Origin of the sequence: Brevibacterium permense (genome assembly GCF_013280495.1) — a bacterium.
GTDB lineage: Bacteria > Actinomycetota > Actinomycetes > Actinomycetales > Brevibacteriaceae > Brevibacterium > Brevibacterium permense.
This window is the reverse complement of the sequence record NZ_JABSSX010000002.1, coordinates 172,317-186,415: the sequence shown is the minus strand read 5'-3', so window position 1 is coordinate 186,415 and position 14,099 is coordinate 172,317. Positions and strand designations below refer to the sequence as shown.

The following is a 14,099-nucleotide window of genomic DNA, read 5'->3' as shown; positions in this document are numbered from 1 at the left end:
CGTGGTAGCTGTCAGAGTCATCCCCTGTCTGGACGTGGACGGCGGACGCGTCGTCAAGGGAGTGAAGTTCGCCGACCTCAGGGACGCCGGCGACCCCGTCGAGCTCGCCCGCCGCTACGGCGAGTCCGGTGCCGACGAACTCACTTTCCTCGACGTCACGGCCAGCAGCGGTGATCGGGAGACCGTCCACGACGTCGTCCGCGCCTGCGCGGAAGAGGTATTCATCCCACTCACCGTCGGCGGAGGGATCCGCAGCGTCGCCGACGTCGACCGGCTGCTGCGCGACGGAGCCGACAAGGTCTCGGTCAACACCTCGGCGGTGAAGAACCCGGAACTCATCAGCGAGATCTCCCGGCACTTCGGCAACCAGGTCCTCGTCCTCTCTCTCGATGCCCGCCGCGCTCAGGGCGCGAGTACGGAATCCGGCTTCGAGGTCACCACTCGCGGCGGCCGCGAAGGCACGGGCCGCTGCGCCATCGACTGGATCCGGGAAGCCGCCGACCGCGGGGTCGGCGAGATCCTGCTCAACTCCATCGACGCCGATGGCACACGTGAGGGATTCGACCTCGAACTCATCCGTGCCGCCCGCGCCGCCGTCGATGTGCCGCTCATCGCCTCGGGCGGTGCCGGAGCGGTCGAACACTTCGTTCCGGCGGTGGAAGCCGGAGCCGATGCCCTGCTGGCCGCCAGCGTCTTCCACTTCGGCACACTGAGCATCGCCGAGGTCAAGGACGCCCTGCGCGGCCAGGGAATCGACGTCCGATGAGCAGCGACATCGACGCGACTCCGGAGAACTGGCGTGAGATCATCCGAACGAACGCCGACGGGCTCATCCCCGTCATCGTCCAAGAGGCCACGAGCGCAGAGGTGCTCATGCTCGCGTGGATGGACGTCGAAGCCGTCTCCCGCACACTGGAGACGAAGCGGGCCACCTACTGGTCCCGCTCCCGGCAGGAGTACTGGGTGAAGGGGGAGACCTCGGGCCACGTCCAGCACCTTCGCTCGCTCAGCCTCGACTGTGATGCCGACGCCCTGCTCATGCTCGTCGACCAGACCGGACCCGCCTGCCATACGAACACCCCGACCTGCTTCACCGGAAGGACCATCAGTGTCGACTGACCCAGCGGCGAACCCCACGAACCTGCCGATCCGACCCAGCCTCGACCAGTTCCGCGCCCTCGGCGCCGACCATCGCCTGGTACCGGTCCACACCCAGGTGCTCGCGGACTCGGAGACACCGCTGAGCCTCTACCGCAAACTCACCGACGGCGGACCGGGCAGCTTCCTCTTCGAATCCGCCGTCGCCGGATCCTGGGCCAGGTACTCCTTCATCGGCTCGGCGCCCGTGGCCACCCTCATCTCGACCGAAGACGGATTCCACTGGACCGGCACCCCTCCGGTCGGCATCCCCACCGACGGCGACGTCCTCGACGCGGTCACCGCCACCCTCGATCTCCTCGCCGTGGCCGAAGCGGAATCGGCGCTGCCGCCCATGGTCTCGAGCTTCGTCGGCTACTTCGGATGGGACATCGTCCGTCGCTTCGAGAGGCTCGGGCCGCCGCGGCCCAATGAACACCACCTGCCGACCGTGCAGCTGATGATCCCCGGCGATATCGCCGTCTTCGACCACTATTCGGGAATGGTCACCCTCGTGGCCAACGTGTTCAACGTCAACGGCGCCGATACCGGCATCGACGACGCCCATGCTTCAGGAGTCGCCCGCATCGCCGCGATGTGTGAGCGTCTGCAGCAGCCCAGCCCGGCAGATGTCCTGCGCCCCCGGAAAGCCGACCCCGAGGTGGCCACCCGCACCCAGCCGCAGGTGTACCTCGACGGTGTGGAGACGGCGAAGCAGAAGATCGTCGACGGGGAGATCTTCCAGGTCGTCGTCGGCCAACGATTCGACACCCCGTGCGAGGCTGATGCGCTGAGCGTGTACCGGATGCTGCGACATGCGAACCCGAGCCCCTTCATGTACCTGCTCAACCTCCATGACGACGGAGGGGAACCGGTGAGCATCATCGGCTCCTCACCCGAAGCGCTCGTGACCGTCCGGTCAGGAGAGGTGGTCACCCACCCGATCGCCGGTTCCCGCCCCCGCGGGACCACACCTGAAGCCGATGACTCCTTGGCCCGAGAGCTCCTGGCCGATGAGAAGGAACGAGCCGAGCACCTCATGCTCGTCGACCTCGCCCGCAATGACCTGGCGAAGGTCTGCGCAGCCGGAACCATCGACGTCAGCGAGTTCATGGACATCGTCCGCTACAGCCACATCATGCACATCAGCTCGACCGTGCGCGGCGAACTCGAACCCGGAACCACGGCCATCGATGTGCTGCGGGCGACGTTCCCCGCCGGCACTCTGTCGGGCGCGCCCAAACCCCGGGCGCTGCAGATCATCGACGAGCTCGAACCCGTCGGACGCGGAATCTACGGGGGAGTGGTCGGCTATATGTCCTTCACCGGCGACCTCGACCTCGCCATCGCCATCCGCACCGGGGTGCTCCGGGACGGCACGATGAGCGTCTATGCCGGAGGCGGACTCGTCGCCGACTCCGTGCCCGAGACCGAGTACCAGGAATCCGAGAACAAGGCCGCAGCGGTGCTGCGTGCCGCCGCCGCGGCCGACGCATTGGATGCGGCAGAAGGAAGTCAGAGGTGAGCCCATGACGAAATCACGCGGAGTCCTCATCATCCTCGTCATCGCCGCTGCACTGTGGGCGCTGACGATCTCCGCCTGGCAGGCCGGCGCCGGAGGCGACACGCTCGGACCCAGCGGAGTGGCGAAGGTCACCGAGGATGCGAGCTCCCAGACCTCACCCGTGGCCACCGCGTGTGTGGCGATCATCGCGGTTTCGGGACTGCTCGCCGCGATGCTCGGACGGATCGGCCGCTTCGTCGTCCTGGCACTGGCAGGCATCGCCGGAATCGGCTACGGGATCACCGCACTGAGCGCCGCCTCGGCGCCGGGAGCCACCTCCTGGGCGATCATCGCCGCAGTGGCCGCAGGCATCGGCGTCATCGGCATCGTCTGGGTCGCGGTCGCCTCGAACGGGTGGATGAACTCCAACCGCTACGCCCGCACCGCCGAATCCGCGTCCGGGGAATTCGATTCTGCCGCGACCTGGGACGCACTGTCCCGCGGAGAGGACGTCGAAGACGCACCCGACGACGAAACCTCGACCGATCCGGATGCCGACCCGGATTCGAAATGACCTTGTGACCGGGTCGGTGTCCGGTCAGTCGAAGAAGCGTGACACAATGGAGGAAAGATTCCACACGCGTGTCACGCACTCACACAAAGGAGCGCCATGTCGCAGTCCCTCGCCCGCAACGGAGCCGCAGATCTCGACAAATCCACGATCGACTACGCAGCGATCGCCGATCCCGGTCACGGCAACTCGGTGGCGGGATGGACCGGAGTCATCATCATGCTCATCGGTGTCACGGTCGGCTGTGTGGGCTTCACGATCCACAACCCCACGATCACCTACATCTCCATCGGCATCGTCGCCCTCGGCGTCGTCGTCGGCCTGATCCTGCGCGCCGTCGGACTGGGCAACAAGCCGAAGAAGAAATGACAGTCCTCATCGACATCATCTCCGGCGTGCGGGAAGACCTGCAGGCACGCCGGAACGAGGTTCCGCTGAGCGAGATCACCGCGCGGGCCGCGGCGGCCGAACCGGTCCGCCCCTTCGACCTGTCCGCCGACTTCGGCGTCATCGCCGAAGTCAAGCGGAAGTCACCCTCCCGTGGTGACCTCGCCGAGATCCCCGATCCGGGCACGCTCGCCGGTCTGTACGCCGCCGGGGGAGCCCGGGCCATCAGCGTGCTCACGGAATCCCGACGCTTCAACGGCAGTCTCGCGGACCTCGACTCGGTGCGCGCTGCCGTGGACATCCCGGTCCTGCGCAAGGACTTCATGGTCGACGAATATCAGTTCCATGAGGCCCGTGCCCACGGTGCCGATATCGTTCTGCTCATCGTCGCAGCACTCGATCCCGTGCAGCTGGGCGAATTCCATGCCCTGGCCACGGAGCTGGGGATGACGGCGCTCGTCGAGACCCACAATCGCGAAGAGCTGGAGATCGCGACGGAACTCGGTGCCGAACTCATCGGCGCGAATACCCGCAACCTCAAGGATCTCAGCGTCGACACCGACCGGTTCGCGCCCCTGGCCCAACTCGCTCCCGCCGGCTGCACCCTAGTTGCCGAGTCCGGCGTCGCCGGAGCCGCCGAGGTGTCGAAGTACGCGGACTCCGGAGCCGACCTCGTGCTCGTGGGCGAAGCCCTCGTCACCGGCGGCCGTCCGCAGGCCGCAGTCGAGGAGTACACCGCACTCGGCCGGGAACGCCGCTCCCTGTCCGCATCCTGAACCCTGCCCGCGTCGGCCGCTGCACGTGGCCGACGATGAGCTGACACTGCACCCATTCCGGCGTCCGGTGAGGCGGAGTCTCTCCGCCCCACAGGCTGGCGCCACGAGGAGATCGAGAAGGACCGCAATGACCGATTTGAGCGAGGAGACCGGACCGTACTTCGGCGAGTTCGGAGGCAGGTTCATCCCCGAAGCGCTGATCCCGGCACTCGACGAGATCGAGGAGACCTGGCGCAAATCCCAGGTGGATCCGGCCTTCACCGACGAACTCCTCACTCTGCAGCGCAGCTACATCGGCCGGCCCTCTCTGCTCACCGAGGCCACTCGCTTCGCCGAGCACTGCGGCGGTGCTCGAGTGTTCCTCAAACGCGAAGACCTCAACCACACGGGCAGCCACAAGATCAACAACGCCCTGGCGCAGGCTCTGCTGGCCAAGCGGATGGGCAAGACCCGTCTCATCGCCGAGACCGGAGCCGGTCAGCACGGAGTCGCCACGGCGACCGCCGCGGCCCTGCTCGACATGTCCTGCGTGGTCTACATGGGCGAGGAGGACACTCAGCGCCAGGCCCTCAACGTCGCGCGCATGCGTCTGCTCGGAGCCACGGTCAACGCCGTGACCAACGGCACCCGCACTCTCAAGGACGCGATGAACGAAGCCATGCGCGACTGGGTGGCCAACGTCGACGACACCCACTATGTCATCGGCACGGTTGCCGGTCCTCACCCGTTCCCGGCGATGGTCCGCTCCTTCCAGAACGTCATCGGGGTCGAAGCCCGCGAACAGATCCAGGAGATGGCCGGTCGCCTGCCCGACGCCGTCTGCGCCTGCGTCGGCGGCGGATCGAACGCGATGGGACTCTTCGCAGCCTTCCTCAGCGATGCGGACGTCAGGATCTTCGGCTTCGAAGCCGGCGGCGAAGGAGTCGATTCCGGCCATCACGCTGCCCGGTTCTCCGGCGGACGCCCCGGTGTCCTCCACGGCTCCGCCACCTACATCCTCCAGGATGCCGACGGTCAGACTCAGGCCTCCCACTCGGTCTCCGCCGGACTCGACTACCCGTCGGTCGGCCCCGAGCACTCCCACCTCCACGACACCGGGCGAGTGACGTACGAACCCGTCGTCGATGAGGAGGCGATGGAGGCCATGCGACTGCTCTCTCGCACGGAGGGCATCATCCCTGCCATCGAATCCGCTCACGCCCTGGCCGGAGCCATGCGCATCGGCCGTGAGCTCGGACCCGACGCGGTCCTGCTGGTCAATCTCTCCGGCCGCGGCGACAAGGATATGACGACCGCCGCGAAATGGTTCGACTACATCGACGAAGGAGCGGTGCAGGTATGACGCACTCAGGTCCACGCACAGGAACCACCCTCGACGCCGTCGCCGAGGCGGGCCGCAAGGCCGCGCTCATCGCCTACCTGCCCGTCGGCTTCCCGACTGTGGCCGGTTCGACAGAGGCGATGGTCGAACTCGTCCGCAACGGCGTCGACATCATCGAGGTCGGACTGCCGTACTCCGACCCCGGAATGGACGGACCCGTCATCCAGCGCGCCGGTGAGGCGGCACTGGACAACGGTGTGCGAACCTCCGATGTCTTCACCGCAGTCGAAGCCATCGCCGAAGCCGGCGGCACCGCCGTCGTCATGAGCTACTGGAACCTCGTGCTCCAATACGGCATCGACAGATTCGCCCGCGATCTCGCCTCGGCCGGAGGCGGCGGAATCGTCACCCCCGACCTCATCCCCGATGAGGCGGGTCCGTGGCTGGCAGCCTCTGAGAAGCACGACCTCGACCGCATCTTCCTCGCCGCACCCTCGTCGACGCCCGAGCGACTCGCCCGCATCGTCGAGCACAGCTCCGGGTTCGTCTACGCCGCCTCGACCATGGGTGTCACCGGTGTCCGCTCCGAAGTCGACAACCATGCGCGCGATCTCGTCGCCCGGCTGAAGGAAGCCGGAGCCGAGCGCGCGTGCGTCGGCCTCGGCGTATCGAACCGCGAACAGGCGGCCGAGGTCGCCGAATACGCCGATGGCGTCATCGTCGGCTCCGCCCTCGTTCGGGCGCTGGACTCCGAAGGAGTGGCCGGAGTCGGTCGACTCGCCGCCGAGCTCGCAGAAGGGTGTGCATGAGCTTCAGCCCTGCATGGGTCGTCTTCACCGTCCTCGGCATCGGACTCGCGCTGTGGATGACAGGCATCCAATGGCGCGCCCGCGGCGGCCATAAGGGAGACCTCTGGGCCATCACGGTCGTCGGTCTGCCTGCGGCAGTCATCGGCGGACGTCTCGGACATCTGCTCTCGGCGCCGGACACCTACTTCGGCCCCGACGGCAGCCCGCTGCGGGCGCTGGCGGTCTGGGACGGCGGGTTCAGCTTCTGGGGAGCCACCATCCTCGGTTTCCTCTCCGTCTGGGTGCTCACCCGCATCCAAGGCATCAGGTTCCGACCGCTGCTCGACTCGGTCGCACCGGGGCTCATCCTCGGCCACGTCGCCGGAGCCTTCAGCGATTGGTTCGACGGTCGCCTCGAACTGGTCACTGTGCTCACCGAATCGGCGTGGAACCTCATCGCCTGTGTTGTGCTCATCATCGTGTCCAAACGCCTCCGGCTCGGCTACGGACAGGTCTTCGCCCTGTATCTGTGCCTGTTCGGCCTCGGCCGCATTCTGCTCGAGGCCCTGCGGATCGGCACTCCCGCAGCCGAGGACGCGCGCCTGCTCCTCGGACTGCCGTTCAACGTCTGGACGGCCATCCTCGCCCTGCTCCTCGGCCTCGGCTGGCTCATCGTCTCCCGACTGCGTCACCGCACCTATGAGACCGGTGTCTACATGCACGGGTCCCGGACCCTGCTGCGCCGCCATCGCCGCGGAAAGCACACCTTTGAGATCAATGCACCCAATATCGCTGAGGCGGCCGCAGCCTCCGGAGCCCCGCTGCCTTCCGTAGCGCGGGTGGCCGATCCGGACGATCAGCACGGTCACGAAGGCACCGGGGCACCGCCATCACGGCGCTCGACCGTGACCGCGTCACCCGCCCCGGCTTCCGACTCGACTGTGTGTACTTGTGCGCGCCATGCAGACGTCAACGGTGCGGCGTCTGCGACAGCGGACAGCAACGCGTCTGGCGCCGAATCGGACGACTCGGAGCCCGAGGACGAATCCGGAATCGATCTCAGCGGTCGCCACAGCTTCGGATTCTTCGGAGCCGTGACCTCGGCGATCTCGATCGTGCCCGATGTGCGCGGAAATTCGGCGCCTGCCACCCACGAAGAGAACCCGCGAACGTCCAGCAAATGAGACGAATTGGTTCGCTGTTTGTTCCTTTGTCTGCTTTTTCTGGAATTGCACATGGTGTAGGTTAGGACTCCGGCTGTGAGAGTGATCTCACAGCCGGGTTCGGAAACGCTGTTTTTCGGACTCGTCCACACCGCAAGGGACAGCGCCGTCTTTTCGGGAAGCACTCAACACCGAGAAGGCAGGATATGAACCACAGCGCTCAGTCGATCCCCAAGACCACGGCCCCGCCTGGCCGCATCGGTCTCTACGATCCGGCGCTCGAACACGACAACTGCGGCCTCGCCCTCATCGTCCGCTACCGCGGATCTGCCGACCACGAGGTCGTCGAGCAGGCCCTGACCGCTCTGCGCAAGCTCGAGCACCGAGGCGGCATCGGCTCGGACGAAGGCACCGGCGACGGTGCGGGCATCACTCTCCAGATGCCCCATGACTACTTCGCCGAGGTGCTCGCCGCCGACGGCATCGACCTGCCCGAGCCCGGCGCGTACGCCGTGGGCGTGGGATTCTTCGCCCAGGACTACGGCCGCGATCTCAAGGCCGCAACCCCGCCGCTGTCGGAGAACGTGTCCCCGGACTTAGGTGCCGGCTCCGCGGCCGGCGACGAATCCCAGGACGATCTCGTCGCCCGGATCGCCGCCGAGGAGGGCCTGCGCGTCCTCGCGGTGCGGGATGTGCCCCACGATGACAGTGTGCTCGGCGAAATCGCCCGATCGACCATGCCGCGTTTGCGCCAGGTCTTCCTCGCTTGCGACGAGCGCTACCCGGCCCGTGACGACGCGGACCTCACCCGTCGCGCATACATCGTGCGCAAGCGACTGGACCACGCGGGCATCTACTTTCCCTCGCTGTCCCCGGCGACCATCACCTATAAGGGGATGCTCTCGACCGGTCAGCTCGCCTCGTTCTACACAGAACTCCACGACGAGCGGCTGACGTCGCGGATCGCACTGGTCCACTCGCGCTTCTCGACGAACACCTTCCCGTCGTGGCAGCTGGCCCAGCCATTCGGCACGATCGCTCACAACGGCGAGATCAACACCGTGCGCGGCAACCGCAACTGGATGCAGGCCAGGGAATCGAAGCTCGCTTCCGAACTCCTCGTCTCTCCCGTGCCCGAGACCTCGCGCAGCCTCGACCGGCTGTGCCCGATCGTGCCGCCCGGTGCCTCCGACTCGGCATCGTTCAACGCCGTCGTCGAGCTCATGGTCGCCTCCGGAAGATCGCTGCCGCAGGCGATGCTGATGATGATCCCCGAGGCCTGGGAGAACAATCCGGGCATGGGCGAGGAGCGTCGGGCCTTCTACGAATATCATTCGCTGCTCATGGAGCCCTGGGACGGTCCCGCCTGTGTGGCCTTCACCGACGGCCGGCTCGCCGGCGCCGTCCTCGACCGCAACGGCCTGCGCCCGGCCCGGTACGTGATGACCGAGGACACGGTGGTGCTCGCCAGCGAGGTCGGAGTCGTCGATCTGCCGGAGTCCGAGGTCGTCGCCCGCGGCCGTCTCACCCCGGGCCGCATGTTCCTCGTCGACACCGAGTCCGAGCGCATCATCTCCGACACGGAGATCAAGAATCAGCTCGCCACCGACCACCCCTATTCCGACTGGGTAGACAGTTGCTCGAAACGATTGAAGGACCTGCCCACCCGCGTCCACGTCACTCACCCGCAGTCCTCAGTCAGGCGCCGTCAGCGCACTTTCGGCTACACCGAGGAGGAGCTGCGAATCCTCATCTCGCCGATGGCCGAGACCGGGGCCGAACCGCTGGGTGCGATGGGCACGGACACCGCGATCGCAGCGTTGAGTCAGCGACCTCGTCTGCTCTTCGACTACTTCCACCAGAACTTCGCTCAGGTGACGAATCCGCCGCTCGACTCGATCCGCGAGGACATCGTGACGAGCATGGCTGCCGGGATCGGCCGAGAGGGCAATCTGCTCGAGTTCTCGAAGCCCGACTCTGCGCACATCCTGCTCGACCAGCCGGTCATCGACAACGACGAGCTCACGGCGATCGCGCACGTCAAGGGCAGCCACCTCGGCGTGGAGAACGCACACCCCTCCGTGATCCTCTCCGGCCTCTACTCGGTCAACGGGGGAGAGGACGCGATGGCCGAGCGTCTTGAGGCGCTGTGCGCCGAGGCGAGCGCGGCGATCGAGGCCGGCGCCGTGTTCATCATCCTCTCCGACCGGGACTCGACGGCCGATCTCGCTCCGATCCCGTCGCTGCTGCTCACCTCGGCGCTGCACCACCACCTTGTGCGTGAACGCTCGCGGACGAGGGCGAGCATCATCGTCGAGGCCGGTGACGTCCGCGAGGTCCACCACGTCGCGACCCTCGTGTCCTTCGGGGCATCCGCGGTCAATCCGTACCTCGTCATGGAATCCGCCGAGGCGCTCGTCCGCTCGGACCGGATCCGGGGCATCAGCGAAGAGGCCGCAGTTGCCAACGTGCTCACCGCGCTCAACAAGGGACTGCTCAAGATCATGTCGAAGATGGGCATCTCGACCGTGCAGTCCTACCACGGGGCCCAGACCTTCGAGGCTCTGGGTCTGTCCGAGGCATTCATCGACAAGTACTTCACCTCGACTCCGCACCAGCTCGGCGGCAGGGGCATCAGGGAGATCACAGCGGACACGAGTGCCCGCCACGGGGACTCCTACCGCGATGATCACCCCCGACCCTCGCACCGGAACCTCAACGTCGGCGGGGAGTACCAGTGGCGTCGCGAAGGGCCGGAGCATCTGTTCAACCCGGAGACGATCTTCAAGCTCCAGCATTCCACGGCCACGGGACGCTTCGACATCTTCGGCCAGTACACGGCACAGATCAACGAACAGTCGCGCGAACTCATGACGCTGCGCGGTCTCTTCGACCTCGTTCCACGCGAATCGGGCCCGATCGACATCTCCGAGGTCGAACCCGCCGAGGAGATCATGAAGCGGTTCTCGACCGGAGCGATGAGCTACGGTTCGCTGTCCAAAGAGGCCCACGAGACCCTGGCGATCGCGATGAACCGGATCGGCGGCAAGTCGAACACGGGCGAAGGCGGCGAGGACACCGAGCGGCTCATCGACCCCGAGCGCCGTTCGGCGATCAAGCAGATCGCCTCGGGACGCTTCGGCGTCACGAGCCACTACCTCACCGAGGCCGACGACCTGCAGATCAAGATGGCCCAGGGAGCCAAGCCCGGCGAGGGCGGGCAGCTGCCAGGGACGAAGGTCTACCCGTGGATAGCGAAGACTCGCCACGCGACTCCGGGCGTCGGGCTGATCTCGCCGCCGCCGCACCATGACATCTACTCGATCGAGGACTTGGCCCAGCTCATCCACGACCTCGGCCGCGCCAACGCCAAGGCCCGGGTCCACGTCAAACTCGTGTCCGCGATCGGTGTGGGCACGGTGGCTGCCGGAGTGGCGAAAGCCGGTGCCGACGTCGTCCTCATCTCCGGGCACGACGGCGGAACCGGAGCGAGTCCGCTCAATTCGCTCAAGCACGCGGGCACTCCCTGGGAGCTCGGCCTCGCCGAGGCCCAGCAGACCCTCGTGCTCAACGGTCTGCGCGAGAAGGTCAGCGTACAGGTCGACGGTCAGCTCAAGACCGGCCGGGATGTCATCATCGCAGCCCTGCTCGGCGCAGAGGAGTTCGGGTTTGCGACCACGGCCCTCGTCGTCTCCGGCTGCATCATGATGCGCGTGTGCCACAAGGACACATGCCCGGTGGGTGTGGCGACCCAGAACCCGAAGCTGCGCGAGCGCTTCCACGGTCAGGCCGATCACGTCGTCAACTTCTTCACCTTCATCGCCGAGGAGGTCCGCGCCTACCTGGCGGCGCTCGGCCTGCGCAGCCTCGATGAGGCCATCGGCGCGGTCGAGCGGCTGAGCATCGACGAGGAGCGGGCGGCCGCAACGGGGCTCGACCTCGATCTCGCCTCGATCCTCAAGGTCCCCGTCGACCTCCACGGCAGCTCTGACGTCGCACGCAAATGCGGCGAACGCGTCGACCGCGGCTTCGCCGACGAGCTCGACCTCCGCCTGCTCGAGCAGGCCCGAGACGCCATCTCGGAGGGCACGGAGACGACGATCACCTCGGCGATCGAGAACACCGACCGCTCGGCGGGCACCTTGCTCGGCCATCACGTCACTCTCGCCCACGGGCAAGCGGGCCTGCCGGAGCACACGATCCGGCTCGAGCTGCGCGGAACTGCCGGACAGTCCCTCGGCGCCTACCTGCCGAAGGGTGTCAGCATCGAACTCCACGGTGATGCAAACGACTATGTCGGCAAGGGCCTGTCCGGAGGAATCGTCAGCGTTCGGCCGCATGCGGAGAACCCCACCCGACCCGAACACAACGTCATCGCCGGCAATGTGCTCGGCTACGGGGCGACGGCTGGCAAGCTGTTCGTCTCGGGCCAGGTGGGGGAGCGATTCCTCGTCCGCAACTCCGGCGCCGAGGCGGTCGTCGAGGGCATCGGCGACCACGGCCTCGAGTACATGACTGGAGGTGTGGCCGTCATCCTCGGCGGCACCGGCCGGAACTTCGCCGCAGGCATGTCCGGCGGCACCGCCTATGTGCTCGACTTCAATCCGGCCCGACTCAATCCGAAGGAGCGGGCGGCCGGCGTCTTCCGTTTCACCGGTGTCGGCGTGGAAGATATGGAGATTCTCGAGCGGCTGCTGCGTGAGCATGTCGAATGGACTGCCTCACCGCTGGCCGGCGAGCTCCTCGACGGACTGCGCCGAGGGCAGGACGTCCTCTCCCGCTTCACGAAGATCATCCCCGTCGCCTACGCGACGGTCAAAGACATCCAGGACGAGTTCGCCGCGGCCGGCAAGGCCGTCGACTCGGACGAGGCCTGGCACACGATTCTGGAGGCCACCAATGGCTGATCCGCACGGATTCCTCACTGTCGAACACCGGGAGCTGCCGAAGCGGCGCCCCGTCCCGATCCGTCTCATGGACTACAAGGAGGTCTACGAGGCGGGTGATCCCGAGCAGCTGCGACGGCAGGCATCACGCTGCATGGACTGCGGCATCCCCTTCTGCCATCAGGGCTGTCCGCTGGGCAACCTCATCCCGGAATTCAACGACGCGATGTACCGCGGCGAGCTCCCCCGCGCCGTCGAACTGCTTCACGCGACGAACAACTTCCCGGAGTTCACCGGGCGTGCCTGTCCGGCCCCGTGCGAGAACTCCTGCGTCCTCGGCATCAACCAGCCGGCAGTGACTATCAAACAGGTCGAGGTCACGATCGTCGATCAGGGCTTCGACGCCGGTCTCATCCAGCCGATCATCCCCGAGCGGATCACAGGCCAGACGGTCGCCGTGATCGGATCCGGTCCCACCGGGCTGGCCGCAGCCCAGCAGCTGACCCGAGCCGGGCATACGGTCGTCGTCTACGAACGCGCCGACCGCCTCGGCGGACTCCTGCGCTACGGCATCCCGGACTTCAAGCTGGAGAAGCACCACATCGATCGTCGACTCGATCAGATGCGTGCGGAGGGCACCCGCTTCAAGACTTCGGTCGAAGTCGGACGCGATGTCACGCTCGAGTCCCTGCGTTCGAGCTTCGATGCCGTCATCGTGTGCACAGGTGCGACGGTTCCGCGCGACATGCCGATCCCCGGCCGCGATCTCGACGGGGTCGAATTCGCCATGGACTACCTTGTGCCCTCGAATCGGGATCAGGCGGGCGACCATCGCGGGCCCGAGGCCGACTCGTCGGCGTTCATCGACGCCGCGGGCAAACACGTCATCATCATCGGCGGCGGGGACACGGGCGCCGACTGCCTGGGCACGGCCCTGCGCCAGAAGGCGGCCTCTGTGACGACCCTGGCGATCGGCGCCCAGCCGCCCGCCGAACGCAGTGAGAGCGATCCGTGGCCGACCGTTCCTCGCATCTTCGAAGTCCAGTCCTCGCACGAGGAGGGCGGAACGCGGAAGTACCTCGCCTCGACCACGCGCTTCGTCGGCGACGACACCGGCCGCGTGAGCGGGATCGAGGTCGCCGAGACCCAGTTCGTCGACGGCCGCCGGATTCCGACACCGGGCACCGAACACGTCCTTGAGGCCGATCTCGTGTTGCTGGCACTGGGATTCTCCGGACCGGAGTCGGACTCGTTCGGTCTCGACGTCGCCGATTCCGGAGCCTTCACCCGTGATGACTCCTACGCTTCGGAGACCCCCGGAGTCTTCGTCGCAGGCGATGCCGGACGCGGACAGTCGCTCATCGTGTGGGGCATCGCCGAGGGGCGCGCCGCGGCCGCCGAAGTCGACCGGTTCCTCACCGGGTCGACGCGGCTGCCGGCGCCCGTGCAGCCCACCGACGAAGGGTTCAAATGCTAAGATAGTTCATGTCAGACACTGAGAATGGGTGGTGGGGGCGGCACAGCGAAGTGCCGCACCCGCACCGCCCGTGACCAGCGCAGAGCGGT

General features: G+C 66.8%; 11 protein-coding genes. All 11 read left to right on the top strand.

Going from position 1 to position 14,099, the window contains the following annotated elements; translation table 11 throughout:
• Nucleotide 1 precedes the first annotated feature (1 nt).
• The gene (gene hisF / locus HK353_RS03705; RefSeq protein WP_173152521.1) at nucleotides 2-766 is read left to right on the top strand and encodes an imidazole glycerol phosphate synthase subunit HisF; all 765 of its coding nucleotides are present in this window, start codon (nucleotides 2-4) and stop codon (nucleotides 764-766) included.
• Complete coding sequence (hisI, locus tag HK353_RS03700) at nucleotides 763-1,119, top strand: phosphoribosyl-AMP cyclohydrolase (RefSeq protein WP_173152519.1); 357 nt, start codon at nucleotides 763-765, stop codon at nucleotides 1,117-1,119. Before hisF ends, hisI begins: the two co-directional genes overlap by 4 nt.
• Entirely contained in the window at nucleotides 1,022-2,662 is a 1,641-nt protein-coding gene (gene trpE, locus HK353_RS03695; RefSeq protein WP_173152516.1) for an anthranilate synthase component I, read from the top strand. The genes hisI and trpE overlap by 98 nt, the downstream gene beginning before the upstream one ends.
• A 4-nt stretch (nucleotides 2,663-2,666) precedes the next feature.
• Nucleotides 2,667-3,215, top strand: a complete 549-nt coding sequence (locus HK353_RS03690) for a Trp biosynthesis-associated membrane protein (RefSeq protein WP_173152513.1) — start codon at nucleotides 2,667-2,669, stop codon at nucleotides 3,213-3,215.
• Between the two features lie 96 nt (nucleotides 3,216-3,311).
• On the top strand, nucleotides 3,312-3,581 hold the full coding sequence (locus HK353_RS03685) for an HGxxPAAW family protein (protein ID WP_173152511.1): 270 nt from the start codon (nucleotides 3,312-3,314) through the stop codon (nucleotides 3,579-3,581).
• Nucleotides 3,578-4,375, top strand: a complete 798-nt coding sequence (trpC, locus tag HK353_RS03680; protein ID WP_173152508.1) for an indole-3-glycerol phosphate synthase TrpC — start codon at nucleotides 3,578-3,580, stop codon at nucleotides 4,373-4,375. The genes HK353_RS03685 and trpC overlap by 4 nt, the downstream gene beginning before the upstream one ends.
• Before the next feature lie 127 nt (nucleotides 4,376-4,502).
• Complete coding sequence (gene trpB / locus HK353_RS03675; protein WP_173152505.1) at nucleotides 4,503-5,717, top strand: tryptophan synthase subunit beta; 1,215 nt, start codon at nucleotides 4,503-4,505, stop codon at nucleotides 5,715-5,717.
• Nucleotides 5,714-6,505 (top strand): tryptophan synthase subunit alpha, encoded by a 792-nt coding sequence (trpA, locus tag HK353_RS03670; RefSeq protein ID WP_173152502.1) that lies wholly within the window; start codon nucleotides 5,714-5,716, stop codon nucleotides 6,503-6,505. Before trpB ends, trpA begins: the two co-directional genes overlap by 4 nt.
• Complete coding sequence (locus HK353_RS03665; RefSeq protein ID WP_173152499.1) at nucleotides 6,502-7,668, top strand: prolipoprotein diacylglyceryl transferase; 1,167 nt, start codon at nucleotides 6,502-6,504, stop codon at nucleotides 7,666-7,668. The genes trpA and HK353_RS03665 overlap by 4 nt, the downstream gene beginning before the upstream one ends.
• A 185-nt stretch (nucleotides 7,669-7,853) precedes the next feature.
• Nucleotides 7,854-12,554 (top strand): glutamate synthase large subunit, encoded by a 4,701-nt coding sequence (gene gltB, locus HK353_RS03660; RefSeq protein ID WP_173152496.1) that lies wholly within the window; start codon nucleotides 7,854-7,856, stop codon nucleotides 12,552-12,554.
• Complete coding sequence (locus tag HK353_RS03655) at nucleotides 12,547-14,010, top strand: glutamate synthase subunit beta (protein WP_173152493.1); 1,464 nt, start codon at nucleotides 12,547-12,549, stop codon at nucleotides 14,008-14,010. The genes gltB and HK353_RS03655 overlap by 8 nt, the downstream gene beginning before the upstream one ends.
• The last annotated feature ends 89 nt before the right edge of the window (nucleotides 14,011-14,099 follow it).

Bases quoted from the DNA above. Each gene is read 5' to 3' on its own strand.
- trpA (WP_173152502.1), top strand. From the start codon at position 5,714: ATGACGCACTCAGGTCCACGCACAGGAACCACCCTCGACGCCGTCGCC.
- trpE (WP_173152516.1), top strand. From the start codon at position 1,022: ATGCCGACGCCCTGCTCATGCTCGTCGACCAGACCGGACCCGCCTGCC.
- trpC (WP_173152508.1), top strand. From the start codon at position 3,578: ATGACAGTCCTCATCGACATCATCTCCGGCGTGCGGGAAGACCTGCAG.
- HK353_RS03685 (WP_173152511.1), top strand. From the start codon at position 3,312: ATGTCGCAGTCCCTCGCCCGCAACGGAGCCGCAGATCTCGACAAATCC.
- HK353_RS03690 (WP_173152513.1), top strand. From the start codon at position 2,667: ATGACGAAATCACGCGGAGTCCTCATCATCCTCGTCATCGCCGCTGCA.
- HK353_RS03665 (WP_173152499.1), top strand. From the start codon at position 6,502: ATGAGCTTCAGCCCTGCATGGGTCGTCTTCACCGTCCTCGGCATCGGA.
- trpB (WP_173152505.1), top strand. From the start codon at position 4,503: ATGACCGATTTGAGCGAGGAGACCGGACCGTACTTCGGCGAGTTCGGA.
- gltB (WP_173152496.1), top strand. From the start codon at position 7,854: ATGAACCACAGCGCTCAGTCGATCCCCAAGACCACGGCCCCGCCTGGC.
- hisI (WP_173152519.1), top strand. From the start codon at position 763: ATGAGCAGCGACATCGACGCGACTCCGGAGAACTGGCGTGAGATCATC.
- HK353_RS03655 (WP_173152493.1), top strand. From the start codon at position 12,547: ATGGCTGATCCGCACGGATTCCTCACTGTCGAACACCGGGAGCTGCCG.